Genomic DNA, 26,357 nt, shown 5'->3' with positions numbered 1-26,357 from the left:
ATCAATAATGATAAAATATTTTAAAAAGTATGGAGGATTCACATGAAAAAATTACTAGTAGTGATTGATTATCAAAATGATTTTGTAAATGGTAGTTTAGGATTCCAGGAAGCAGTGGCCTTGGAAGACTATCTTGCAGATCTTATCAAGGAATACCATAATAACAACGATGATGTTATTTTTACTTATGACACTCATCAAAAAAATTATTTAACTACCCAAGAAGGAAAAAATCTTCCTGTTGCGCATTGTCTTGAAAACACTGAAGGATGGCAATTATATGGAAAAATCCATGATTTAGCAAAAAATGATAAAAAAATAATAAAAGAAACTTTTGGCTCATTAGCATTAGGTAATTATTTAAAAAATAAACAATACAATGAAATTACTTTAGTCGGTGTCGTTTCAAATATCTGTGTAATATCTAATGCAATAATTATTAAAGCGGCCTTACCCGAAGCATCTATCATTATTGATTGTTTAGGAATTGCAAGCAACGACCCCCTTCTTGAACAGAAATCAATTGATATTATGGAAAATTTACATATGAAAATTATTAATAAAAAAAGATAGCTGTATTGAAGATTTAAAACAGCTATCTTTTTTTATTAACATTTCGATATGCAACACCACGAGTAATCCGTAATAATTTCTCTTCACCAGGAAAATGAACTGGATTATTAGGGAACGTCCGATAAATTTCAATTATATCTTTTGCATCTGCAACTATTTCTTCTAATTGCATAAAACCGTACATTTTAGGCGGTAACAGATAAATTGGAACTGATATGGTCGTCTCCTGTAAAAGACGTTCAACATAAATTTTTAAGTGAGGGCAGCACATAATTATGTCAAAATCAGCTTCTTTTTCTTTAACAAGAGAAAACGGATAAAATTCAAGATAAACCTCTTCTTGTAATCCTTTCTCAACTACTTCTTTTTTCATTCTCTCAGTTACATAACTAGAAGAGAATCCTCCGCCACAACATATTAATATTTTCAACATAACTATTCCTTCCTTTATAATTTACTATTCATAACTATTAATGGCCTTAGAATTTTAACTTCTGCAAATATTTATACTACTATATATCTTATCATATAATCTTCGTTTCCAACAAACTAATTGCTTTTTTTAGGATAAGAACATAATTAGTTACATTATCATAGTTTATTAGATAAATTCTATCTTGTATCACTAGCTAAATGAGAGTATACTTATAAATAAATTAAGGGGGTTGTTTAATAATGGAAATCAAAATTGAAAGAGCGAAAACTCTAAAAGAAAAACCAAATCAAGATAATTTAGGTTTTGGAAATTATTTTACTGATCATATGTTTATGATGGACTATACAGAAGGAACAGGATGGCATGATGCACGCATCGTTCCATACGCACCAATTCCAATGGATCCTGCTACAATGGTACTTCACTATGCCCAAGAGACTTTCGAAGGTTTAAAAGCATATCGTGATCCTAACGGTAACATAACTTTATTCAGACCAGAAATGAATGCTCGAAGAATGATTAATTCAAATAGACGTATTTGCATGGCTGAATTACCTGAAGAAATGTTTGTAGAAGCGGTTGAAGCAATTGTTAAATATGAACAGGATTGGATTCCAACTGCAAAAGATACTTCTTTATATATTCGTCCATTCATGTTTGCAAGTGAAGCTGGTGTTGGGGTACATCCTGCTAAAACTTATACTTTTATTATCATTTTATCACCAGTTGGTAATTACTATCCTGAAGGTGTAAATCCTGTAAAAATTTGGGTTGAAGATGAATATGTAAGAGCCGTTAAAGGTGGCACTGGATTCACTAAATGTGGTGGTAATTACGCTGCCAGTATTGCAGCTCAAGTAAAAGCAGAATCTCATGGTTATACTCAAGTTCTTTGGCTTGATGGTGTACATCGCAAATATGTCGAAGAAGTAGGAACAATGAATGTAATGTTTGTAATTGATGGTAAAGTTGTTACAGCACCTTTAGAAGGTTCAGTATTACCAGGAGTTACTCGTGATTCTATCATCCATATTCTTAAAGATTGGGGATATGAAGTCGAAGAACGTGAATTAAGTATCGATGAATTAATGGCAGCTGGTCGCAATGGTAAATTGACAGAGGCATTTGGAACTGGAACAGCAGCTGTAATTTCCCCTGTCGGTCAACTTTATTATAAAGGTGAAGAAGTTATTATCAATGATTTTAAAACTGGTGACTTGACACAAAAATTATATGATACTTTAACCGGGATCCAGTGGGGTCGTTTAGAAGATAAATATGGTTGGGTTCGTCACATCAAATAAAACTGGAGACACTCCAGTTTTTTCTTATAAATATAAAAATAAGAACATCGATATGTTCTTATTTTCGTTTATTCATAGGTATATATTCATATGTTTCTCCAACATATTTAGCAGCGGGACGAATAATCCGTCCTGAATATAATTTATTTTCAATATTATGAGCTAACCATCCAACTGCTCGACCAACTACGAACATCAATGTATATAGTTCTGTTGGAATACACAACATATCATATATTAGTCCGCTATAAAAGTCGACATTCGCACAAACAGTAATTCCTTTACGATTTTTTATTGCCTGAATAGCAGCCTGTTCAAAACGATAATAGAAATCAAATTCTGCTTCTCGCCCCTTTTCAAGAGCTAGTTCGCTACATTGTTGTCTTAAAATAACACAACGCGGATCACTAACCGTGTATACAGCATGACCAATCCCATAAATCAATCCACTATTATCATTGTATTGTTTATCTAAAATTCTTTCGACGATCTCATTAATTTGTTCATCACTTGCATCTAGACCAATTTCATTAATTATCAGTTTCATTTGATTCATTACAGCAAGATTTGCCCCACCATGCTTAGGACCTTTTAAAGAACCAATTGCCCCAGCAAAACTCGAATAAATATCTGTTCCGGTCGAACTTATTACAACATTAGTAAACGTTGAATTATTACCACCACCATGATCAGCATGCAGAACTAAGCACATATCGAGTACTTCAGCTTCTTTAGGTGTGAAGTGTTTATGGTCACGCAATAAATATAAGATATTCTCTGCAATTGATAGATCTGGCCTAATTTGGTGAATATATAAACTTTCTTTGTCAAAATAATGCACTTTACTACGATATGCATAACAAACAATTGAAGGAATTTTAGCAATTAGATTCAATCCTTTGTACATTGTTGATGAAGGACTAATATTATCTGGATCCTCGTCATACGAATATAACATCAAAACTTCCTGTTGTAATTTATTCATTAAATTTTTAGATGGAAACCCAAGAATTTTAGATTCCAAATAATGCGGTGGTAATTCATAACGCTCAGATAGCTCCTTTTTAAAATTTTCTAATTCCTCTTTGTTTGGCAAATAGCCAAACAAGATCAGAAAACAAGTCTCTTCAAATAAAAAGCGTTGATGCGGTTCGCGTTTATTGATAATGTCTGATACTGCGATTCCACGATAATAAAGCTCCCCATCACAGTCAACTTTCTTACCATCAATTTTTTTATACCCTACAACATCAGCAATCTTGGTTAAACCTACTAATACCCCAGTACCATCCTCGTTCCGTAATCCTTTTTTTACATCAAATTTTGAATATAATTCATTATCTATCTTGTTATTACTTTCTTTTGCTTTTTCAATAAAACCATCAATAAATTGACTCATATAAGCACCCCCATAAATTTAAGTAGTTTTATTATAACACTTCTTCTTTTGATTGTATACAATCTTTGTGACAAATTGTATACAATAACAAGTTGTCCAATTAACTTTAGAATCATTTAATATATTCTTAAGTAAAATTAATGAGATGATTAATTTTAACTTATTGTTTAATCATTATAATTAAGTTAAAATATTCTAAAGAGGAGAATTATATGAAAATAAATAATCAAGATTATCATGGTTTATCAACCGCTGAAGTTAATCAGCGTATAAGTAATGGTAAAATCAACACGGTCGATAATAAAATCACTAAATCTTATAAACAGATTTTTTTAAATAATACAATTACTTTTTTTAATATTTTAAATGCTGCTTTACTCGGCTTAGTACTTTTTGTTGGTTCATATAAAAATACACTATTTATTTTAGTAATTATTATTAATACGATCGCTGGAATATATCAAGAGATTAAAGCGAAAAGAACGTTAGATCGCCTATCTATTCTTACTACCTCACACGTTGAAGTTATTCGTGATGATGAATTAAAAGAAATTGATATTGATCAGATCGTTCTGGATGATTATATTGTCTTAACTACAGGAGCCCAGATTCCAACTGATAGTATTTTAATTGATGGGCATATGGAGACTAATGAATCACTGCTCACTGGTGAATCAGATCCTGTTTTAAAACAAAATGGCGATACTTTGTATTCCGGTAGCTTTATTACCTCTGGTAAAGGAATTTGTAAAGTTATTCACGTTGGGGATGATAACTATATGAATCAGATTACACAGGAAGCAAAACGTTTAAAGAAACATAATTCTGAATTAAATCGTTGTTTAAATAAAATTTTAAAATATGTAAGCATCGTTATTTTACCGATTGGCGGTCTATTATTTTTAAAGCAATTTTTTTATGGAAATCAAACATTTAACAGCTCAATCGTTAGTACCGTTGCTGCTATACTAGGAATGATTCCAGAAGGTTTAGTGCTGCTTACAAGTGTTGCTTTGACCTTAAGTGTTTTACGATTAGCAAAACAGAATACTTTAGTTCAGGAATTATTTTGCATTGAAACTTTGGCACGTGTTGATGTCTTATGCTTAGATAAAACCGGGACTATTACTGAAGGAACAATGAAAGTTGAATTTGATGTTAAAATGAGCAATGTTGATATTAGTGAAATCGTTGGAAACTTAATGCATTCTCTAACAGATGTTAATGTCACTGCTCAAGCATTAAAAGAGCATTATCAAACAAAAACTAATTTTAATCCATATTTTGTTATCCCTTTTAGTTCTGATCGAAAATATAGTGGTACCTCCTATTTTAATCGTGGTACATATTATATTGGAGCTTATCAGTTTTTATTTCCAAAGGGAAATGAAGAATTGGAAGAAAAATGTGTTGACTATGCTAGTGAAGGCTATCGTATTTTAGTTTTGGCACATACTGATGAAGTAATGAGTAATGAAGCTTTGCCTGTCGATTTAGAGCCTTTAGGTATTATTGTGTTAAGTGATGTAATTAGGAAAGACGCTAAAGAAACATTAGCTTATTTTAACGAGCAAGGTGTTGATTTAAAGGTTATTTCTGGTGATGATCCGATTACAGTTTCATCTATCGCGAAACGAGCTGGATTGAATAATGCCCACCATTATGTTGATGCAACTACCCTTTCAACTTCTGAAGAAATAGCAGAAGCTTTAAATAAATATTCGGTCTTTGGGAGAGTCACTCCGCAACAAAAAAAGGCTATGGTCGTTGCCTTAAAACAACAGGGTCACACTGTTGCAATGACTGGAGATGGAGTCAATGATGTTCTAGCTTTTAAAGAGGCAGATTGCTCTATTGCAATGGCATCAGGAAGTGATGCAGCTAAAAATGCAGCTAATCTAGTTTTGCTTGATAACAATTTTGATGCAATGCCTCATATCGTTGATGAAGGACGGCGCGTTATTAATAATATTACGATGTCAGCATCTATGTTTTTGATTAAAACTATATTTTCTGCTCTCATAGCTATTTCAACTATCTTTTTTGGTCAAGCCTACCCTTTTGAGCCAATACAATTATCACTTATCAGCGCATGTGGTGTAGGAATACCAACTTTCTTCTTGACATATGAAGCTAACTTTGCACGAGTTGAAGGAAATTTTTTAGAAACCGTTTTAGAAAAGTCTTTCCCTTCTGCTTTTACAATTGCCATAGGAGCTACTTTAATTACAAATATTGGTCTTGCTTTGAATTATGATCCTAACATGCTTTCAACTGTCTGTGTTTTATTTACAGGATGGAATTATACAATAGCTCTTTTAAAGATATATAGACCACTAACTAAATATCGCAAGTTTATTATTTATTCAACTCAATTTTGTTACTATATTTCAATGATGATCGGGCAGTCAATTTTAGAATTAACAGGCGTTTCATTTAACTGGCTAATGATACTATTAGGATTAATTGCGTTTTCATCAATTATTGTTGACTTGTCTGCTGAACTATTTAAATATATAAAAATATTTAAATAATTTCTTGAAAAACGTCGAAAAAAGAGATTGTCAAAAGGTTAAGGATTTTCCTTAGCCTTTATTGTTGCCAAAATAACATAAATATTGATAGAATAGAATAAAGGAAGAAGGTATATTATGTATAATAAAATAAAATTATTGGCACAACAATACCACCAAGAAACAATTCAAACTCGACGTGATTTTCATAAATATGCTGAGCGCGGCTGGTTAGAAATGCGAACTGCTTCACTAGTAGCCCGTAGACTTGATAGTTTAGGGTACCAAGTCTCAGTTGGCAAGGAAGTTATGCGTGAAGAGTTCCGGATGGGATTACCAAGTAAACGCCTATTAACTTTAAATTACAATCGTGCCCTCCTTCAAGGAGCCGACCCCTATTACATAGAAAAAGTAAAGAATGGTTTTACCGGGGTCGTTGGAGTAATGCACAACGGAATTGGACCTGTTGTAGCAATTCGTTTTGATATAGATGCTCTTAGCATTACTGAAGATGATTCAGCAGATCATAATCCTGGTAAAAATGGCTTTATTTCTTGTAATCCTGGTGCTATGCATGCTTGTGGTCATGACGGTCATACTGCCATGGGATTAACTGTGGCCAAAATACTAGCACAAATAAAGGAACAACTACATGGAACAATCAAATTAATTTTTCAGCCTGCTGAAGAAGGTGTACGTGGCGCTAAAAGTATTGCTTTAAGCGGAATTCTTGATGACGTTGATTATATTTTTGCGGGTCATATTTGGCAGCAGGTCGAAGGGGAAGATTATGATATTTATTTGGGAATGAACGAAACATTTGCAACAACAAAACTTGACGTAACCTATCATGGTGTTTCTTCTCATGCTGCAGGAATGCCACAATTCGGCAAAAACGCCTTATTATCTGCTGCTTCATGTATCCTAAATCTTCATTCAATTCCACGTAATAGTGATGGTTGTACCCGTATCAATGTTGGTACAATTAGAGCAGGAACAGGAAGAAATGTAGTCCCAGAAACAGCTAAATTAGAAATCGAAGTACGTGGCGCCACTACAGAATTGAATAATTATATGGAAGTTTATGCTCGGGATGTTATTAGAGGAGCAGCATTAATGCACGATACCATTGTAGAGATAAACGAGATGGGAAAAGCTTATTCGCTTGACTGTGATAAAAAAATGATGGATTTAATTCGCCATATTTGTATCGATCATTTAGGTGATATTAAAGTTGCCAAAGAGGATTTAAGCCCGCTAGACGGTAGTGATGATTTTTCCTATATGATTGCCACTGTCCAAGCACATGGCGGAATAGGCACTTATATGAAATTGACAACTGATCTAGTCGCTTCACCTCATAACTGTACATATGACTTTAATGAAGATGTTTTGTTAACAGGAACAACTGTCTATAGTAGCATTGCCTACTATTTATTAAATCAAGATTAATATTTGTGATAGAATCAAGATTCTATCACTTTTTAAATTAAAAAAGAGCACAATTTGTGCCCTTATTTAAAGAAATCCATAAATTTATCAACTGCAGTATCCACACCACTATCAAGATCGGTTTTAAATTGATCAAATCGAACTTTAGCATCAGCTATAATGTCATCAACTTCTCCATCTTTAGCATTATAAACTTTTGCAGCGTATTCTTTTGTGCTGATCCCTAAATCTCTAATTGAATTATCATCGTCAACTTCTCCCTTATCTGCAGCCATTTCTAAATAACTACCATGTTCGTAAAGCTTTTTCGCAACCTCTTTGTCTTTAACATCATCGATATTATCGCGAATATAATTTACTGCTTCATTTACATCATCACGATTAACTTTATAGTCACTACTAAATTTATTTTTAACTCTACTATCAATTCCCTCTAATCCATTATCCTCATCTGATTCATTAGTGGTAGTATTGTTATTACTATCTTTGTTAGTATCATCATTGTTTGAACATCCAACAATCGAAAAACTCATTGCAAATAATAACAATAAACAGCATATTGATTTTAAAATACGTTTCATATCTATTCTCCTTTAACTTATCTATCTATATTTTTCACCAAAATTATTTTTTTTAAACAAAATATCATAAAAATCATGTATAATGAATTTGGTGATTTTTATGAAAGAACAACAATTAGATGCATTACTAGAAAATATTAATTATGAAATAAGTTTATTATCCAATGCAAGTGCCTTTATCAAACAAGTCTTTTCTGATATATCTTGGGTTGGTTTTTACCTTTGCCAAGATAATCAGCTGATCTTAGGTCCATTCCAAGGAAAAACAGCTTGTACACTCATCCCCTTTAACAAAGGTGTATGCGGTGCCTGTGCAACAAATCTTAAAACTTACTGTGTTCCTGATGTTCATCAGTTTCCTAGTCATATTGCTTGTGATAGCGCAACAAACAGTGAACTTGTTATCCCGTTGATTATAGATAATAGCTTGTATGGCGTTCTAGATTTAGATTCTCGTTGTTTTGCACGGTTTCAACCTGATGACCAGGAAGAGCTAGAAAAATTAGCACACATAATTATTAAACATTTAAAACGAATAAAGGAAGAAACAAAATAGTTTCCTCCTTTTAACTTTTTTTATCAAATTTTTGTTTACATTTAGGACAAGTAATTGTAATTTGTCCCCGACCACGTGGCACTCTAACAGTTTGCTTGCAGTTAGGACATAGAAAATATTTATGCATTTTATCATTTTTATTACTTTTAATAATATTAATTCTTTTTTTGACAGGCTGGATTAAAGATAAAAATTTATCATTTTCAGCTCGCCTTTTATAAATATTACGAGAATAGGTCCTAAAAATATTAATAATTAAAATTATCCAAATAATTGTTGCAAGATATGGATTGCGAATTACAAAAAGATTTAAAATTAATAAAATTAATGCAAATATTAATAAAAAATTGTTTAGTTGATCCAATCCATAACGACCTGACATAAAGCGATACAGCGCATTTTGAAACTTATTCATGTTAACCCTCTTTTCAAATTATACATTAAGTATAATTTGAAATTATTAAATCTTTATGAATTATTTTCATTAGTATCTTTTTTCTTATGTTCTTTACGACTACAATCGTATGTCTCTACAATTAACGTTTTAAAAAATTGAATTAATGCATTTCTTGTATCGCTGTTCATATTTTTGATTTCTTTAATAGCCGTAATTAGATGTGATAATGATTTTTCAGAAAAATCATTAATTTTTTCAATTTTAGCTGCTTCTAAAATTGAAAATACTGCAGTAACTGCATCCTTTCGTGTTTTACTGTCGACTTTACTTAGCCATGATTTAAAAGCTGCATCCATAGTTTGGCTGTCCTTACTCATTTCAGTAGCACAAACAAATTGTGTTCCTTCTACTGACCAGCTAAAGCCACTATGTTGCATTAAACCTTTAGCGCTACTTTTAACTACTATTTTTTCTTCAAGATTCTCAAGCATTATCCCGAATACGGAACTTTCTGGAATGAATTTTTTTATCCTAGTAGAAATATTGCGGTAATTATCTGTATTTAGCATTTTTTGATTAAAACCAGGGCCGTCATTATTATAAATCTCAATAATTCGTTTAGATATTTTAGAATTCACACAACTAGATGCATAAACTGCTAAATTTCCTCCTTTTGAATGACCACCAACACGAATTTTAACACCAGATATCTTTTGGGTGATATATATCCTAAAAATTTGATACCACTTCATTTTATAATCACAATGGCATAAAAGATAAAAAAGTGATTTAGAAAAATCGATTTCAGCAATTTTAGCCAAATACTCAACTGCTCTTTGCTGAGAAGCAACTGGAAATTGATAAGTCATTTGAAAATCCTCACGCCAGCCTAAAATTGTATCATCAGTGCCACGAAAAGCAACATAAATACTACTATCTTCTAATTGAAAAGTAATTGCCGCAAATTGTTTTATACTTTGATAGTCCAGTTCATTAATATAATTAGATAGCAGAATATTTTGATAACGCGGACATTTAGCTAATTCTTGTAATAATGTAATTGATTCCTTAGTGAAAGATATCTCATCTAGTAATTCTTCAATATTATTTACTTGACTAAAATTATTAGCAACATCTTTTAAACAATAACTTTGTTCATTGGGAAATGTGGGAACTATTTTATCAAAATCAACATAAACTAATTCACTTAAAATCAAGCCATCAATATCATTAAATGGATCTATTCTCATTGACAGATCACCTCGCCATTTTAAATAATCATATATATTGGACATTTTTGTTCCCCCTTTCCTTTTTTGGCATTATACCATATTTAAAAAAAATTATACAACTTCATGACATTTATTGACAATAAATTTTTGAAACCTATAATGTTTATGGAAAGGTCGAGAAAAATGAAGTTATTCAATAAATTTTCAAAAAAACAAAAAATTACCTTTATTTCAGTATTATTTATTTTAATTATTAGTACAGTTTATTTAATCTGGTAAAAAAATAACCAATTGTTAACTTTTGTCAAAGACCCAATACTAGAAATCAACCATGAGTTTGATTATCAAAAAATAATTAAAAATATTAAAAATGTCCAAACATCCGATATTAAGGTCGACACATCTAAATTAAAAAATGATAAAATTGGCAGCTATCCTGTTACCTATATTTATCAGGGCAAAAAGTTCACAGTAAATATTAACGTAGTTGATAAAACTAAGCCTAAATTTGAAATTAATAATATTGAAATAGATGCAGGAATGGATGTTGATCCAACAATGTTAGTTGATAACATTGTTGATGAAACAAAAACAACTATTTCTTTTAAAGATGCATATAATTTTTCAAAAAAAGGAAAAGTCAAAGTGACAGTAATTGTTAGCGATGAAAGTAATAATAAATCAACAAAGCACGCTACTGTTACAGTTTTATCTAAAGATACAACAAAACCAACTATTTCTGGTCTTAATGATCTAACTGTCACTTTAAATGGTAAGGTTGATTATTTAGCTGGCGTTAAAGGAAATGATAATCGTGATCCACATCCACAATTGACTATTGATAACAAAAAAGTAAGATTGGATAAATTAGGTGATTATATTGTAACCTATACTTGCAAAGATAGGTCTGGCAATAAAATAGTTGCTAAAAGAAAAGTTTCAGTTGTTGAAAAGAAAGAAATTGGAGTTTATGCTCAAACTGAAGAAAAAGTTATTTATTTGACATTTGATGATGGTCCTTCAAAAAATACCAAACGTATTTTAGATATTCTTGACAAATATCATGCAAAAGCAACTTTCTTTGTGACTGGTACAAACCAAAACTATAATTACTTGATCAAAGAAGCATATCAACGAGGTCATACAATCGGTTTACATACTTACAGCCATGATTATAAAACCGTTTATACTTCAGTAACCGCATATTTTAATGATTTAGAAAGAGTTGGAAACATGGTTAAAAATGAAATTGGCTTTATTCCAAAGTATATTCGTTTCCCTGGTGGAGCTTCAAATACAATTTCACGTAAATATTGTCCTGGAATCATGAGTATTCTAGCAAACGAAGTAATTGACCGTGGTTATCAATTTTATGATTGGAATTATAGTACAGGTGATGCCGGTGGAAACAATATTCCAGTTAATCAAATCATTGCTACTGCTACAGCTGGAAATGCCAATAATCAAGTGATTCTTGCTCATGATACAGATGCCAAAAATACCACGGTAGATGCCCTTCCGGCAATAATCGAGCATTATCAGGCACTAGGTTATTCTTTTAAAAGTATAGATGACAATTCTTATGTTCCTCATCATCATATTAATAATTAAAAGTAGTTTTCGAAATTGGCTCTAGAATTTGATTTTTCAAAAGATGGAACCTATTTCAATAAAACTATTTTTATTTTTAAGATTTATTAAGAGATTCTTAGGATTTATTATGATAGAATTTTTAAAATAGCGTGTTATGATTATAATTGTTATGTATTGGTTAATTCTTGCTAATTCATTGCAAAGCAATTGTAGTTATATTACAATTAGATAAATTTTGTTTTTTATGAGGATGTTATTTATGGGAAAAATTAAAGGTTTAAATAAACAAGAAGTTGCAAAGCGTATTAGTGAAGGGAAAGTGAACCTTTCCCCTAAACCAGTAGTTAAAAGTAATTTTCAAATTATTATGGGGCATGTTTTTAACCTCTTTAATGCCTATAATTTTATTATTGCTGCTGCTCTAATTGCTGTTCAAGCATATTCAAGTTTATTTTTTGTTGTTATTGTCATTTCAAATACTGTTATTAGAGCGCGACAAGAAATAAAATCTAAAAATATGGTTGCTAAATTAAACTTGATCGTTTCGCCAAAAACTAAAGTTATTCGTGAGGGAAAAACGATTTCAATCGATAACGAAGAAATCGTTCTAGATGATGTAGTTTATTTTGAAACCGGTAATCAAATCAGTGCTGATTCAATTATTATTGAAAATAATGTTGAAGTTGATGAATCACTTTTAACTGGTGAAGCTGATCCAATTTCTAAAGGGCCTGGTGACCATTTATTATCTGGTAGTTTTATTTTGAGCGGTGCTTGCTATGGTAAGGTTGAACATGTTGGAAAAGATAACTATGCAAATAAAATTACTGATCAGGCAAGAACTCGTAAGCCTGTTAGTTCTGTCTTATTAAACACTTTTAATAAAGTTACTCGTTATACTAGTTATTTAGTTTTACCATTAAGTATTTTAATGCTCTATCAGGCTTATATCATTCGTGATCAAGGAATTACAAGCACAATCGTCAACACTGCTACAGCTCTGCTAGGGATGCTTCCTAAAGGACTAGTTCTATTAACAAGTGTATCTTTAGCTGCTAGTGTTGTTAAATTAGGGAAAATGAACACTTTAGTTCAAGAAATGTTTAGTATTGAAACCTTATCACGAATTGATGTTCTATGTTTAGATAAAACCGGTACCTTGACTGAAGGAAAAATGGAAATCGAACAAGTCATTAAATTAAAAAATCCATTAAATCTTGATCTGGATGAGATTATGTGTTCCTTTGTTAAAGGATCTCTTGATAATAATATTACTTTTAAAACACTTAGTAACTATTTTACTGGCCCTGCAAAGTATGAAACATTAGACCGTATAGCTTTTTCTTCAGCCCGGAAATGGAGCGCCATTGAACTAGATTCAATAGGAACAATTATTGTTGGAGCACCAGAAATAATTCGTCCTGATTATCAATTATCACCAAGAATTATTGAGATGCAAAAAAGCGGCGCACGTGTTTTATTAATTGGCCATCACCCAACATTAAATATCTTACAGGAAACTTTAGGACAAACAACACCGATTGGGCTAATTGTTATTAAAGATCCTATTCGGAAAGATGCTCATGAAGCCCTTAAATTTTTCAGTGATAATGATGTTGCTGTAAAAGTTATATCTGGTGATAATCCAGCGACAGTTAGTGCAATCGCTAGTCAAGCAGGTGTTGCTAATGCAGAAAAATACATTGATGCTTCAACAATCGTTACTGATCAACAATTAGAAGATGCAATTTTAAACTATAATGTTATTGGTCGTGCTAGTCCTTTTCAAAAGCACCAGATGATCTTATGTTTACAAAAACATAATCAAAAGGTTGCGATGACGGGTGATGGAGTAAATGATGTTTTAGCATTAAAAGATGCTGATGTTTCAATTGCGATGGGTTCTGATTCCGATATTGCCCGCCAAGTATCGCAATTTATTATTATTGATGGTAAATTACAAACATTAGTAGAAGTTGTTCGAGAAGGTCGCCTAGTTATTAATAATGTTACACGTTCTGCGTCAATGTATTACTTGAAAACAATTTACACGATTTTACTTTCAATATTATCTATTTTAATGAATATACCTTATCCTTTTATTCCTTTCCAAATGACTTTATTGGATATGTTTATTGAAGGTTTCCCTTCATTTATGATTTTATTTGAACGAAATATCGAAAAACCAAAAGAATCAATTGGTCATCATGCTATGCGTTTTTCCTTACCTAACGCATTAGCAATAGTTTTAAGCGTTGCTGGTATAAGATTACTCGCACCAACCTTACAATTGTCGTTAGCAGAAACTTTTTCAGTCCTATATTTTACAACTGCTTTTGTGTCTATTCACATGATTTATCGTATTTATAAACCATTAAACTGGTATCGAGGTGGAGTTTTAATAATTGATATTATTGGCTTTATCCTCTCTACACCGATTTTTTGGCCACTTTTAGAAATGCATGTATTAACACCTAAGTTAATTCAAATTATCCTAATTACGATTGTTATTAGCATTCCTGTTTTAATCATCCTGACAAGGAGTGTTAGTTATTATCTTAAGAATCTAAATAGTAAAAAAGCTTTATAGCATTAATAAGCCTGTTCAAGTTTTTCTTGGACAGGCTCCCATTTAAAACAAATCTATTTATCTAAACAAAAAGATATATTTAGATACATTACTGTACCTTCTATATCTATTTTTCATTTAAAAGTTGAATTAACTTAATCACATCTTCTTGAATCCGAGGTGGTAAATATTGCGGCTTGGCTAATAAAAAACCTTGAAGATAATCAACTTTAAGCTTAATCACCTGCTTTAATTCATCAATCGTTTCAATTCCTTCAGCAATTAATTTCATATCCCGTTCATGAGCATAATTAACAATGTTTTCAACAATTTTACACTTATCAGGATCACTATCAATATTACGAATTATATCCATATCGATTTTAATAAATTTAGGTGAAATCAGCAATAGGATTCGATCACTATTATATCCACTTCCATAATCATCTAATGCTAATTCTGCTTGCCATTTTTTCATTAATTCTGCTTTTTGCTGATGATAATTTTCGTCAATGTACTCAACTTCAGTAACTTCTAAAACAACATTTTTTAAATACTTTGAATACTCCTTTTCTAGCTCATCAATTTTTTTATTACTTAAAATTTGATTTGAAATAGAATTAATAAATATTTTACAATCTTTATTAATTCGCTCATTTCGTAAATGGTTGGCAAAGGTTTCAAGTGATGAGGACCATGTTAATTCTTCAATTTCTGCTAAACGTCCCTCCTCTTTAGCTATTTTTAAAATATCAAGGGGATTTTTTAATGATGGCATAAATGATCTCATTAATGATTCATATGCATAAATAGTTCCATCTTTGCTACTTATAATTGGTTGAAAATAAAACTGAATTGCTCGATCTTCAATAATAGTGTTTAATTCTTCTTTACTTTCGCTTAAAAAAGAATCCGCAATATAATCATTGAGATTAAACTCTGTTAAATTACCTTTACTTGTACGTTTGATCTTATACATTGCATAATCAGCATAATGTTGGAGTTTTTCAAAAGATTCACTATCCCGTGGATACCAGGCAATACCGCCTGATGCATTGACATGAAAATTACTATTATCAGCCAAAGGAATAAAAGCCTTGCTAATTGCTTCCTTTAATTTATTAATTAACTGCTTAATTACATTTTCATCATCATAACCATAAAAGAAAACAAAAAATTCATCACCAGAAATCCGTGAAATAATAGTATTTTCTGGGGTGCTGTTTACAAATGTTTCAGCAGCTTTAGAAATGTAATTATCACCAATTTCATGCCCATAATTATCATTAATGTACTTCAGATTATCTAAATCTAACATCAATAGTGCTGCTATTTTTATTTTGTTTATTTCATTTTCAAATAAACTATTCATGATCCTAATAAATGCTCTCCGATTCAAAAGTCCAGTTAGAGCATCATGATCACGTTCATATTCAATCACATTCTTTTCAACAATTGTATTAGTTACATTCTCAATTACCCCAGTATATGCATTATCATTTACCAATAGCCGTAGATTCACAAAAACATAATTATCATCATCAGGAATTTTGAAGAGATATTCTTTTTTGCTATAATCATGTGAAACAATATATTGTTTATAGCCTTCAAATGTTTCTTTAAATTTTGTCATTGTTAATTCTGAAGTATTAACATCATATTTTAGTAAAACCTCAAAAAAGTTTTCTGATATAAACAATTCTTCAGTGTTTATATTATATTCGAACCCTGCTAGCTTAATACTTGCCATTTGTAATAAATTAGTGAATTTCAAGGCAGTATCACGAACATTTTGATTTAGTTGTTCCATCATATTTGCAAGATGATCAATTTCAGCAATATTTGTACGTCTGAAAGAAATCTTATTTTTAATATTAGCTTTTACGACTTCATCTGATAATTTTTTTATTGGTTTTGAAATGATATAACTAAAAATGAAACTTCCACCAATTCCAACTGTCAAGGTTAAAAAGATTGCGAACATCAAAATCGAAGTGATTTTATTTGTAAATGCAAATAAATCTGAAGTATCAACTATTCCTACTAAAGCCCAGCGTTGATTACTGTATGGTGTATTAGAATTATAAATATTCAAATATTTTAATGAACTATATAAAGTGTTAGAACCTTGATTGATATAATAATCATTCTCAGATTGCATTAATTCAGTTGTAGGACTTTTCGTCGTATAAATATTTCCATTAGTTAAAATATTACTTAAAATCAATGAATCATCTTGATTGATTGCCAACAAATAGCTTCCATTACCTTCATCAAGTAACTCTGTACTGGGCAATAATTTGTTCAAATAATCTAATGTAATATCAATTCCAACGACACCATAAACAGCTCCTTGATCGTTGATTAGCGGTAATGAGTAGGTGAAAGCCTCATTTTCAGAATCTCTCAGGCGAAAACTCCCACCCCAATAGCCCATATCAGTACTCGAAAATTCTTGTGAATTACTAATTGCCTGCTGGTATGGAGTATAGAAAAAATCATAATATTTTATGTTTGCTTTTTTAAATTCAAAACGTGGCCGCCATGATGAATCAGTAGCAATATTTAAAGATTTAACCACTTCAGTTGGAGCTCGTTCAATTAATAAATCCCCATTTTCTGCTGAAGCTTTTGATAATGGATCAAGATCTCTTAAATATATTCCAGGTTTATCTTCAAGTCCCTTATCCAAGTCATGATTATTAAAAATGATATATGCCCCTGTAACATGCTGAGAGCGCATTGTTGAAATCAATTGATCTACAACTGCCAAAATAAGTGGTGTTGCTGTTTCAGAGCTGTCATCAAGATGCTCATAATCAACCTTTCCTTCACTAACAAGCTGCTTAGCTGTCGTATTTATGTGGTCTGTCAATTGAGATAAATTGGACCAATTGTTTAACATTTCATTTTGAAGATAACTGCTTCGATTAATAACTCGCTGATCAACAATATCTTTAGCGTTCTGGTTTAATTTAGCAAACATTCCACCAGTTGAAAGGCTACCAACAAGGATTGTTGTCTCGATTAACACTAAAATACACATTACTACAAGTAAATATGAAAAAATTGATTTGTTTTTCATGATTTTACGAAACATCACAATCCTCCTTCTATAGAACTATTTAATTAATGATTCTAATTGGCTTTTAGTATTAGTATACCACTGATTAAAATAAGTATCATTATTAAATTGGCTAATTGCTTGTTCTAAATTCATTCCATTTGAAAGATTAGTAATAACTGTTTCACGATCTTGTTTAGCTAAATTACTCATTGTTGTTTCTAAAACATTTCTTGCATCAGTTCCCTTTTCAAAAGGAACTGATGTATACATATTATTATCTGAAATCATTTTAAGACTAGTATTTAACGTTTTCTTTACTGACTCATTGACTTCTACTTCATCAGTAATCTTATCAAGATCATTTGCACTTTTGGTAACTGGCAAATAACCACTAGCATTTGAAAAAGCAATATTTTGTTTATCACTAGTAAACCATTTCAAAAATTCAACAGCTGCCTGTTGTTCTTTTTCTTCACTTTTGAGAACAACCATTCCTGCTCCTTGTTGAACGACATAATCTTTACCATCTTTAAATTTAGGGCAAGCAAATGTCTCCAATTCAATTGAATGGCTTTCTTCGTCATTTAAAATAACTTCTTTAGGAAAATATGTGACACTCGAAGATGAAGAAACACAAGCAAGAATATTTCCGATTTTTATATCATCACTTCTAAATTTACCTGATGAACTAAAATAACCACTTATGTAAGGAACATAATAATTATCCCATAATTTTTTAGCAATATCTGCTTCAAAATTTAATACGATTTTATTATCCTTTTTACTAAAAATATCTGTTGCTAGCTGACGATAGCCAACGAGCATATAATTTGCAAAAGCATCACGACCAAAAAATGCTTTTCCATCATTTGGAGCAGCTGTCAAACTATCAGTCCAGTTATAATATTGCTCTGCAACCTTAGTAACACCCTCAATTGTATTTAAATCATTTGTTGAAGCACCCGTAGCATTTGCAAACTTCTCCCAATCTGTTTTATTCAACATAAATAACTCTACTGATTTAGCCACTGGAAAAATTTTTAATGTATCTTTACTTGAAAAGTGTCCTTCTTCAAGATAACCATCGACATACTTAGATAGCTCGTCTTTACTAAAATATTTATTTAAATCTACTGCATAACCTAACTTATCCACTTGATAAGCTGTGTCACCATACGCTGCAAAAATATTCGGAATATCTGCAGCCCCAGCTTTTCCATTAATTGAATCTAAGACATTTCTTTCTAAATCAGAAATTGTTCCTTGACCAGAGCCCTCAACAATTATCCCTTTTTCTTTACCGACTGTTTTGTTAAATTCATCGACTAGACGATTAAATTCCTCTTGTTGCGCACCATTATAATAATGCCATACTTGAATCGTCGTTGGATCATCCTTGTCTAATAAGTTTTTATCCTCATTACTACATCCAGTTACAGCAAAAAACATTAATAAAGATATCAAAACTAATCTTACTTTTTTCATATGCTTATCTCCATTCCCTTATCCCCTAAAGGATAACACAAATTGGTCATTTATACAATCTTCACACTTTATCAATACAAAAAAGGATACCTATTGATATCCTCTATGACAACTCCATTTTTCCAGTATACAATTGATAATATCTTCCTTTTTGATTAATTAATTCATCATGATTCCCACGTTCTATGATTTCTCCATGATCGAGTACCATGATTGCTTTTGAATTACGAACTGTAGAAAGACGATGTGCAATTACAAAAACGGTACGATCTTTCATTAAACTATCCATCCCTTTTTCAATCAATTTTTCAGTATGAGTATCAATAGAACTTGTAGCCTCATCCAAAATTAAAACTGGGGGATTAGCAATTGCTGCACGAGCGATAGCTAATAGCTGACGTTGTCCTTGTGATAAGTTAGAACCATCACCGGTTAACATTGTTTGATAGCCTTGCGGAAGTCGCCGAATAAATGAATCTGCATTTGCTAGTTTAGCTGCTGCCACCACTTCTTCATCACTAGCATCTAATTTACCGTAACGTATATTATCTTCAATCGTTCCTGTAAATAAATGAGTGTCTTGCAAAACCATTGATAACGATTGTCGCAATGCTGCTTTTTTTATTAATTTAATATCAATTCCGTCGTATGTTATACTGCCAGAATCTAATTCATAAAAACGATTAATCAAATTAGTAATAGTTGTTTTCCCAGCTCCTGTAGAGCCCACAAATGAAATTTTTTGACCTGGTTTTGCATATAAGTTTAAATTTTTTAAAATAGGATGGTTGGGGACATAACTAAAACAAACATCATGGAAGCGAACATCACCTTTTAACAAAACCAGTTCTACATCACCATTAGAACGGGGATGACGCCAAGCCCAAAGTCCAGTATTTTCATGACACTCAACTAGCTTACCATATTCATTGCGAACATTTGTTAAAGTGACACTTCCTTCATCTATTTCAACTTTTTCATCCATAATTTCAAAAATACGTTCTGCACCTGACATTGCTGCCAAAATAAAATTCATTTGTTGGGAAAATTGATTTACTGGCATCGCAGTTTGTCGAACAAAAACCAAATATGATGATAAACTTCCTAAATCCATAATCCCATAAATTGCCATAAACCCGCCTATTACAGCAGATAATGCATAATTCAAATATGAAATACTGACAACTGTTGGTATCATAGTTCCTGAATAAGTAACTGCTTTCGTAGCTGCTTGTCGTAAAGCTTGATTTCTTTTTTCAAACTCGGCAAAGTTCACCTGTTCATGATTGAAAACTTTAACTACTTTACTTCCTTCGACCATTTCTTCAATAAAACCATTTAAACTTCCCATATATTTTTGTTGTTGATTAAAATACTGCTTACTCTTTTTACTACTATAACGAATAAAAATAAACATCATTACCATTGAAGCAATTACAATGATTGATAGATAAGGATTTAAAATAATAATCATCGTAATTGTTCCTACAATCATTATAAAACTTTGAATCAACATTGCAAAACTATTATTTAAAGCTTCTAAAATTGTATCAATATCACTAGTAAATCGACTCATCAACTCACCATGAGTACGCTGATCAAAAAAACTAAGCGGTAAGTTTTGTATCTTATCAAATAAATCTTCACGAATTTCTTTAACGATTTCTTGAGCAGTTTTTACCATTAATTGATTATATAGATGACAAGCCCCGACACCAGTTAAATACATAATTGCCATCGTTATTATTGCTTGTAATAGTCCAGCATTATTACCTGGTAGAATGTAATCGTTAATAACCGGTTTTAATAAATAAGTACCTAAAATATTTGCACCTGCACTAATTAATACTAAAATAGCAATGATTATGAGTGTTCCTATATGTCGAGTTAAATAACTAGCCATTGCTTTTAAAGTTTTCTTTAAATTTTTAGGGCGTGGAGTTCCGTTTATTCTAGCCATATTATTTATCTCCTTCTTGAATTTTACATAAATCTTGATAGATATGATTACGATTTGCTAATTCTTCAGGTGTTCCTATATCATCAATTTTACCATCAGTTAAAATAACAATTTTATCTGTATGGGCAAGTGATGATAATCGCTGTGAAATAATAATTTTAGTTGTCTTAGGCAAATAGTATGCTAATCCATCTGTTAGTTTTCGTTCAGTTGCTGTATCTAATGCACTGGTAGAATCGTCAAGAATTAAAATTTTTGGTTTCTTTAATAATGCACGTGCAATACATAACCTTTGTTTTTGCCCACCAGAAACATTAACTCCACCTTGCCCTAAATCTGTATTGATTCCCTTAGGCAATGCATCGATAAATTCACTGGCACAAGCAATGTCTAAAACTTCATTAAGTTCGTGATCACTAGCATCTGCTTTACCCCATAAAATATTTTCCTTAATCGTTCCAGAAAATAGAGTGTTTTTTTGTAATACCATAGCAATTTCATCTCGAAGATGTTCGATTCCATATGATTTTATATCATGACCATCGATTAATAAATCCCCTGCTGTAATATCATATAATCTAGGAATCAATTGTACTAATGAAGTTTTGGCACTACCTGTTCCCCCGATAATACCAACAGTTTCACCAGGCTCAATTTCCAAATTTATATTATTTAATACATATTCTTTTGCTTTTAAGTCATATTTAAAAGCAACATTTTTAAATATGATTTTTCCCCTCGTAATCTTTATGTCACTTTTTTCATCTTTAATATCTATTTCTTCATCAAAAACTTCTTGAATCCGATATGCCGAAGCTAGAGAACGAGTTAACATCAAGAAAACATTTGAAATCATCATTAAGGAATTTAAGATTTGCATAATATAGCTTAAAAATCCTGTTAATTCACCTACTTGCATATTTCCAACCTGAATCATCCCACCCCCAAACCATAGAATTGCAATAATCGTCGAATACATCACAAATTGAAAACACGGCATATTCATAACTGCATAATGGAATGATTTACGTGAAACTTGTTGATAATTCAAATTAACTTCATTAAATTTAGCTTGTTCGTAATCTTTTCTAACATATGACTTTACAACTCTGATCGCAATTAGATTTTCCTGAACTATCGAATTGACAGAGTCTAAAGCTCTTTGCATTTTCCCATATAAAGGACGAACTTTTGACATAATTATAATTAAGCATGTTGCTAGAACAGGAATAGCTATTAAAAAAACAACAGCTAATTTAGCATTAATTAGTATTGCCATAGTTAGTGCAGTTAACATCATAAAAGGTGCTCTAACTAACGGACGAATCCCATTACAAATAGCGTTTTGTAAAATAGTAACATCACTTGTAAGTCGAGTAACTAACGATGAAGTACTAAAATGATCTGTATTTTTAAACGAAAATTCTTGAATCTTTTGATATTGTGCTTTTCGCAATTCATAGCCAAACCCCTGTCCTGCTTTGGCAGCAGTCTTTGCATACAATAAGCCTAAACCAAGCGACAAAAGCGCACATATAATCATTAATCCCCCTTTGATCAGAATATAATTTCTATCTTTATTTGCTACACCGATATCAATAATATCAGCCATTATCAAAGGAATAATCAACTCAAAAAGAGTTTCTAAAATAACAAACACTGCACTTAAATAAAGATATTTTTTATAGTTTTTAAAATAGCCAAAAAATTGTTTGAACATCTTATTCCTCCTTTAACAAGGCGTCATAAAGGCGCTCTAAGTAATTAATAAATTGTTTTCTTTCTTCCTTGCTAAAATCTCTCAAGGTAATATCTTCACGCTCATCTAGATATGCTTGCCATTTAAGAAAAGTGATTTTTCCTAATTCGGTAAGTTGAATATATACATTTCTCTTATTTTCCTCACTATAATTCCGTTTAATAAAACCATTACTTTCTAATTTGTTTAGCATAATTGAAACTGTAGCAGGCTCAATATCACAACCTTTAGTAATATCTTTTTGTAAACATTCTCTTTTCTGTTCATACAAATATCGTAAAACCTTTGGCTGTCCTGGTGCTAAATTCAGTTCTTTTAAAAAAGGAATATTCTTTTTCCTTTGTGTATGCGCTGTTTTAAATAATAAATAATATAATGAATTAGCCATCTTTCCTCCTATTATTAGCATCCTAACTATTAGTATACTAATCTTATTAATAAAGTCTGTCAAGGTATTTACTAAAATTAAAAACCGGCTTCTATTTAGAGCCGGTCATTTTATATATTTTACTTAGTGTATTATATGCTGTTTTAATCGTACCATCGTATTCCTCAGCAAAAACAATAGTCATTTCCTCTTTTAAAATAATAGCTAAACAATATTTTAATTTACGATTCAATCGTCTATCTAATAACGCCATTCGTCCAAATAATAAAACATTTACAGGATCCAGCTGTTTTTTTAATTCCTCGATTTCACCATATTTCACTTCAATAATATCGTTATAAGAAAACTTTCTACTTTTGAAGATACCATCAACTGAAAAGCTATTTTCTTTAAGATTTAAGGTATAAATAGCACGCTTTTGATATTCAGCAATACCACCAATATAATTAAGATTATATTTAAATGTTTTTTTCATTTTCAAACTCCTAATCCTGATTAAAATTCTTAAGTCCTTCTAATAAATAATTATGACTCTTAGGTTGTTTACGTCGGAATTCTTCTAATTTTTCTTGATCAAGTTGTGCTACTTCTAATCGAAGTTCGCGAGAAGATATTCTTTTCCCACCTTGCCCTAATACGATTAATTGTTCTAACGCATCAGATGTGGCCACTGTAATATTGTATTTACTTGCCAACTCATGAGTTGCCCGCTCAATATACATATCAGCAGTTTGTGCTTCTTTAGTATATGCGATATAAATATTATGATATTTAGTAGTTGAACCAATATTATCTTTAACCTTATATGCATCAAATACTAAAATCAAAATACATTTTTTGTAACCTTGATAGTTGCACATAATATCAATTAATCGCATTCTAGCTGCGTCTAAATTATCTTTTGCTAACTCTTTCAATTCTGGCCAGGCATGAATAACATTATAGCCATCAACTAATAAACATTCTGGAATGTATTTATAACTTGACTCATTAAATATTTTTTTAGTTACTTGATGTTCGCCAGATCTTTGTTTAACTGGTCCATAAGTGCGTGTGAAAATATTTTCTAACTCGTCATCAATATTATCAAATTTAGATTTATCCTGAATATTATTAGCGGTCTTCTTTATTTTTTTAAAAACAAATGGTATGTGCATATGTTGGGCAACTTGATCCCACCTTACATTATAACCAGCACCATGACTGCAAAATACTGATCCTGTTGGATTTTCTACATCTGCCTCACTATCATAGTTGAATGATTTAATTACTTCAGCCTGATTTTGACATGGGCGATAATCACTTAACTGACAAATTAGGCGTCCTTTTCCTTTAGTATATCTAACAACTTCACTTTGATAATTTTGCATTTTACTGACTGGTGCACTTCCGGTAATAACAACAATATCAGTTTGATTTTCCGGTAATTTAAAGTTCCCTGCCATTGCCTCAATATCATAAATCGCTCGACTCAGATATTCAATCGGTAATTCAAGTGAAAAATCAAAATACGGCTCTAGTAAAACCGATTTTGCTGTTTTCAAGCCTTGACGTATCGCCCGATATGTTGCCTCTCTAAAATCACCGCCTTCAGTATGCTTTAAATGTGCTTTTCCAGCCACTAAAGTTATTTTCATATCTGTGATTGGCGAGCCCGTAAGTACTCCCAAATACTCTTTTTCTTGTAAATGCGACAAAATTAATCGTTGATAGTTATTCGCTAGAAGATATTCTTGACAATTTGTATCGAATTTTAATCCCGACCCTGGTTTCCCGGGTTCTAAAAGTAAATGTACTTCAGCATAATGACGTAATGGTTCAAAATGTCCTACCCCTTCAACAGTTTCTTCAATCGTCTCTTTATAAATAATTCTCCCATAATCAAAATCAACTTCAACTTTAAACCGCTCTTGGATTATATTTTTAAGCACCTCAATTTGAATTTCACCCATTAATTGAACATGAATTTCTTTGGTTCTAACGTTATAATTGATATGTAGCTGAGGATCTTCTTGTGCTAATAAATTTAACTTTTTTAACACTTGATGTTGATCACAATCAGGAGGCAATTTAATTTGATAATCCATGTATGGTGACAACAATGGCTGAGTCGTATTATCTTCTATACCTAATCCCTGACCAGCAACTATACTTTTAAGCCCTTTAATCGCACAAATATCCCCAGCCATCACTTCATCAGTTAAATGATACTTATTCCCAGAATAAATACGAATTTGATCAACTTTTTCATCATTTAAAAGTTGCGTTTTCACTTTTAAACTACCGCCAGTAATTTTTAAATGTGTCAATTTGTTTCCTTGTTCGTCATGACTTATTTTAAAAACTCGCGCTCCAAAAGATTCAGAATAATCCTTATTCTTTATATAATTAGTAAATTCATTAAAAAAATTATCAATCCGTTCCATTTTTAACGCAGAGCCAAAAAAACACGGAAATAATTGGCATCTAGCAATTTCATTAATTAACATCTCTTTGTTTAAGGTATTATATTCTAGATAATAATTCAATAAATCTTCGCTATTTAAAGCAACACTTTCATAAAATTCATCATTCAAATTACTAAAATCAAAACAATGTTCATCTAGTCGTTCTTTTAAATTCTGCATTAATTCAGATTGCTCATAACGACTAACATCCATTTTATTAATAAAAATAAAGGTTGGTATTTTATAATATCTCAATAAATTCCAAATTGTTTCACTATGACCTTGGACACCGTCTATCCCACTGATTACCAAAATAGCATAATCGAGCACTTGTAGCGTACGTTCCATTTCTGTCGAAAAATCAATGTGACCTGGCGTATCAATTAAAGTAATTTGGCTATCATGCCAATTTATTATTGCCTGCTTAGAAAAAATTGTAATCCCTCGATTTCTCTCTTGAAAATCATAATCCAAAAAAGTATCCCGATGATCAACTCGACCTAATTTTCGTGTTGTTCCTGTTAAATATAATATACTCTCAGTTAATGTTGTTTTTCCTGCATCAACATGTGCAAGAATTCCTAATACTATCTTTTTCATTTATATCATCCTACTTATTTTCTAATAATATAATTATAAAGAATAT

19 protein-coding genes are annotated in these 26,357 nt (G+C 31.2%); 7 read left to right on the top strand and 12 right to left on the bottom strand.

What is annotated here, in order from left to right; genetic code table 11:
• The first annotated feature begins 42 nt into the window (after positions 1–42).
• A complete protein-coding gene (locus KTF99_RS07610) occupies positions 43–573 on the top strand; it encodes a cysteine hydrolase family protein (protein WP_003537718.1) in 531 nt (176 codons plus the stop codon).
• 22 nt (positions 574–595) lie between these two features.
• Here the strand turns inward: KTF99_RS07610 and KTF99_RS07605 are convergent, their stop codons facing one another.
• Positions 596–1,006, bottom strand: a complete 411-nt coding sequence (locus tag KTF99_RS07605; RefSeq protein WP_008791711.1) for a PTS sugar transporter subunit IIB — start codon at positions 1,004–1,006, stop codon at positions 596–598.
• Positions 1,007–1,248: 242 nt separating this feature from the next.
• Here KTF99_RS07605 and KTF99_RS07600 point away from each other — a divergent pair, with 242 nt between their 5' ends.
• Positions 1,249–2,313 carry a branched-chain amino acid aminotransferase gene (locus tag KTF99_RS07600; RefSeq protein WP_003537716.1) on the top strand — a complete coding sequence of 355 codons (1,065 nt, stop codon included), beginning with the start codon at positions 1,249–1,251 and terminating at the stop codon, positions 2,311–2,313.
• 58 nt (positions 2,314–2,371) lie between these two features.
• Here KTF99_RS07600 and KTF99_RS07595 read toward each other — a convergent pair whose 3' ends face one another.
• A complete protein-coding gene (locus tag KTF99_RS07595; RefSeq protein WP_003537715.1) occupies positions 2,372–3,712 on the bottom strand; it encodes a citrate synthase in 1,341 nt (446 codons plus the stop codon).
• A 212-nt stretch (positions 3,713–3,924) separates the two neighbouring features.
• Here KTF99_RS07595 and KTF99_RS07590 point away from each other — a divergent pair, with 212 nt between their 5' ends.
• Both KTF99_RS07590 and KTF99_RS07585 read left to right on the top strand, forming a co-directional pair.
• Positions 3,925–6,246, top strand: a complete 2,322-nt coding sequence (locus KTF99_RS07590) for a cation-translocating P-type ATPase (protein WP_217215511.1) — start codon at positions 3,925–3,927, stop codon at positions 6,244–6,246.
• 117 nt (positions 6,247–6,363) lie between these two features.
• Positions 6,364–7,677 carry an amidohydrolase gene (locus KTF99_RS07585; protein WP_003537713.1) on the top strand — a complete coding sequence of 438 codons (1,314 nt, stop codon included), beginning with the start codon at positions 6,364–6,366 and terminating at the stop codon, positions 7,675–7,677.
• A gap of 62 nt (positions 7,678–7,739) precedes the next feature.
• Here the strand turns inward: KTF99_RS07585 and KTF99_RS07580 are convergent, their stop codons facing one another.
• Positions 7,740–8,258: a hypothetical protein gene (locus KTF99_RS07580; protein WP_008791709.1), complete on the bottom strand. Its 519-nt coding sequence runs from the start codon at positions 8,256–8,258 to the stop codon at positions 7,740–7,742.
• An 82-nt stretch (positions 8,259–8,340) separates the two neighbouring features.
• On the opposite strand from KTF99_RS07580, the gene KTF99_RS07575 reads away from it, so the two are divergent.
• Positions 8,341–8,814, top strand: a complete 474-nt coding sequence (locus tag KTF99_RS07575; RefSeq protein ID WP_029480065.1) for a GAF domain-containing protein — start codon at positions 8,341–8,343, stop codon at positions 8,812–8,814.
• Between the two features lie 10 nt (positions 8,815–8,824).
• Here KTF99_RS07575 and KTF99_RS07570 read toward each other — a convergent pair whose 3' ends face one another.
• Together KTF99_RS07570 and KTF99_RS07565 are read right to left on the bottom strand one after the other, a co-directional pair.
• Positions 8,825–9,229, bottom strand: a complete 405-nt coding sequence (locus KTF99_RS07570) for a hypothetical protein (RefSeq protein WP_029480067.1) — start codon at positions 9,227–9,229, stop codon at positions 8,825–8,827.
• Positions 9,230–9,282: 53 nt separating this feature from the next.
• On the bottom strand, positions 9,283–10,506 hold the full coding sequence (locus tag KTF99_RS07565) for an Mbeg1-like protein (RefSeq protein WP_003537709.1): 1,224 nt from the start codon (positions 10,504–10,506) through the stop codon (positions 9,283–9,285).
• Positions 10,507–10,734: 228 nt separating this feature from the next.
• On the opposite strand from KTF99_RS07565, the gene KTF99_RS07560 reads away from it, so the two are divergent.
• Positions 10,735–12,054, top strand: a complete 1,320-nt coding sequence (locus KTF99_RS07560; RefSeq protein WP_254210108.1) for a polysaccharide deacetylase family protein — start codon at positions 10,735–10,737, stop codon at positions 12,052–12,054.
• 241 nt (positions 12,055–12,295) lie between these two features.
• On the top strand, positions 12,296–14,626 hold the full coding sequence (locus tag KTF99_RS07555; protein ID WP_217215509.1) for an HAD-IC family P-type ATPase: 2,331 nt from the start codon (positions 12,296–12,298) through the stop codon (positions 14,624–14,626).
• Between the two features lie 106 nt (positions 14,627–14,732).
• On the opposite strand, the gene KTF99_RS07550 is transcribed toward KTF99_RS07555, so the two are convergent.
• The 7 genes from KTF99_RS07550 to KTF99_RS07520 form a co-directional block, all read right to left on the bottom strand.
• The gene (locus KTF99_RS07550) at positions 14,733–17,705 is read right to left on the bottom strand and encodes an EAL domain-containing protein (protein WP_009301060.1); all 2,973 of its coding nucleotides are present in this window, start codon (positions 17,703–17,705) and stop codon (positions 14,733–14,735) included.
• A gap of 21 nt (positions 17,706–17,726) precedes the next feature.
• Positions 17,727–19,157, bottom strand: coding sequence for an extracellular solute-binding protein (locus tag KTF99_RS07545; RefSeq protein WP_008791703.1), 1,431 nt, complete (start codon positions 19,155–19,157; stop codon positions 17,727–17,729).
• A gap of 103 nt (positions 19,158–19,260) precedes the next feature.
• On the bottom strand, positions 19,261–21,117 hold the full coding sequence (locus tag KTF99_RS07540; RefSeq protein WP_029480071.1) for an ABC transporter ATP-binding protein: 1,857 nt from the start codon (positions 21,115–21,117) through the stop codon (positions 19,261–19,263).
• 1 nt (position 21,118) lies between these two features.
• Positions 21,119–22,837: an ABC transporter ATP-binding protein gene (locus KTF99_RS07535; RefSeq protein ID WP_029480073.1), complete on the bottom strand. Its 1,719-nt coding sequence runs from the start codon at positions 22,835–22,837 to the stop codon at positions 21,119–21,121.
• Between the two features lies 1 nt (position 22,838).
• Positions 22,839–23,264: a MarR family winged helix-turn-helix transcriptional regulator gene (locus tag KTF99_RS07530; protein ID WP_008791701.1), complete on the bottom strand. Its 426-nt coding sequence runs from the start codon at positions 23,262–23,264 to the stop codon at positions 22,839–22,841.
• A gap of 91 nt (positions 23,265–23,355) precedes the next feature.
• A complete protein-coding gene (locus KTF99_RS07525) occupies positions 23,356–23,739 on the bottom strand; it encodes a hypothetical protein (RefSeq protein ID WP_003537699.1) in 384 nt (127 codons plus the stop codon).
• Positions 23,740–23,749: 10 nt separating this feature from the next.
• The gene (locus KTF99_RS07520) at positions 23,750–26,311 is read right to left on the bottom strand and encodes a translation factor GTPase family protein (protein ID WP_217215507.1); all 2,562 of its coding nucleotides are present in this window, start codon (positions 26,309–26,311) and stop codon (positions 23,750–23,752) included.
• Positions 26,312–26,357: the final 46 nt, after the last annotated feature.

Origin of the sequence: Erysipelatoclostridium sp. MSK.7.34 (genome assembly GCF_019041935.1) — a bacterium.
Classification (GTDB): Bacteria; Bacillota_I; Bacilli_A; order Erysipelotrichales; family Coprobacillaceae; genus Thomasclavelia; species Thomasclavelia ramosa.
This window is presented reverse-complemented; position numbering and strand designations above follow the sequence as displayed.

Excerpts from the sequence above, each read along its gene's own strand:
- KTF99_RS07565 (WP_003537709.1), bottom strand. The coding sequence starts at position 10,506 with ATGTCCAATATATATGATTATTTAAAATGGCGAGGTGATCTGTCAATG.
- KTF99_RS07550 (WP_009301060.1), bottom strand. The coding sequence starts at position 17,705 with ATGTTTCGTAAAATCATGAAAAACAAATCAATTTTTTCATATTTACTT.
- KTF99_RS07520 (WP_217215507.1), bottom strand. The coding sequence starts at position 26,311 with ATGAAAAAGATAGTATTAGGAATTCTTGCACATGTTGATGCAGGAAAA.
- KTF99_RS07530 (WP_008791701.1), bottom strand. The coding sequence starts at position 23,264 with ATGGCTAATTCATTATATTATTTATTATTTAAAACAGCGCATACACAA.
- KTF99_RS07535 (WP_029480073.1), bottom strand. The coding sequence starts at position 22,837 with ATGTTCAAACAATTTTTTGGCTATTTTAAAAACTATAAAAAATATCTT.
- KTF99_RS07600 (WP_003537716.1), top strand. The coding sequence starts at position 1,249 with ATGGAAATCAAAATTGAAAGAGCGAAAACTCTAAAAGAAAAACCAAAT.
- KTF99_RS07610 (WP_003537718.1), top strand. The coding sequence starts at position 43 with ATGAAAAAATTACTAGTAGTGATTGATTATCAAAATGATTTTGTAAAT.
- KTF99_RS07595 (WP_003537715.1), bottom strand. The coding sequence starts at position 3,712 with ATGAGTCAATTTATTGATGGTTTTATTGAAAAAGCAAAAGAAAGTAAT.
- KTF99_RS07540 (WP_029480071.1), bottom strand. The coding sequence starts at position 21,117 with ATGGCTAGAATAAACGGAACTCCACGCCCTAAAAATTTAAAGAAAACT.
- KTF99_RS07585 (WP_003537713.1), top strand. The coding sequence starts at position 6,364 with ATGTATAATAAAATAAAATTATTGGCACAACAATACCACCAAGAAACA.
- KTF99_RS07605 (WP_008791711.1), bottom strand. The coding sequence starts at position 1,006 with ATGTTGAAAATATTAATATGTTGTGGCGGAGGATTCTCTTCTAGTTAT.
- KTF99_RS07580 (WP_008791709.1), bottom strand. The coding sequence starts at position 8,258 with ATGAAACGTATTTTAAAATCAATATGCTGTTTATTGTTATTATTTGCA.
- KTF99_RS07545 (WP_008791703.1), bottom strand. The coding sequence starts at position 19,157 with ATGAAAAAAGTAAGATTAGTTTTGATATCTTTATTAATGTTTTTTGCT.
- KTF99_RS07575 (WP_029480065.1), top strand. The coding sequence starts at position 8,341 with ATGAATTTGGTGATTTTTATGAAAGAACAACAATTAGATGCATTACTA.
- KTF99_RS07525 (WP_003537699.1), bottom strand. The coding sequence starts at position 23,739 with ATGAAAAAAACATTTAAATATAATCTTAATTATATTGGTGGTATTGCT.
- KTF99_RS07555 (WP_217215509.1), top strand. The coding sequence starts at position 12,296 with ATGGGAAAAATTAAAGGTTTAAATAAACAAGAAGTTGCAAAGCGTATT.
- KTF99_RS07590 (WP_217215511.1), top strand. The coding sequence starts at position 3,925 with ATGAAAATAAATAATCAAGATTATCATGGTTTATCAACCGCTGAAGTT.
- KTF99_RS07570 (WP_029480067.1), bottom strand. The coding sequence starts at position 9,229 with ATGAATAAGTTTCAAAATGCGCTGTATCGCTTTATGTCAGGTCGTTAT.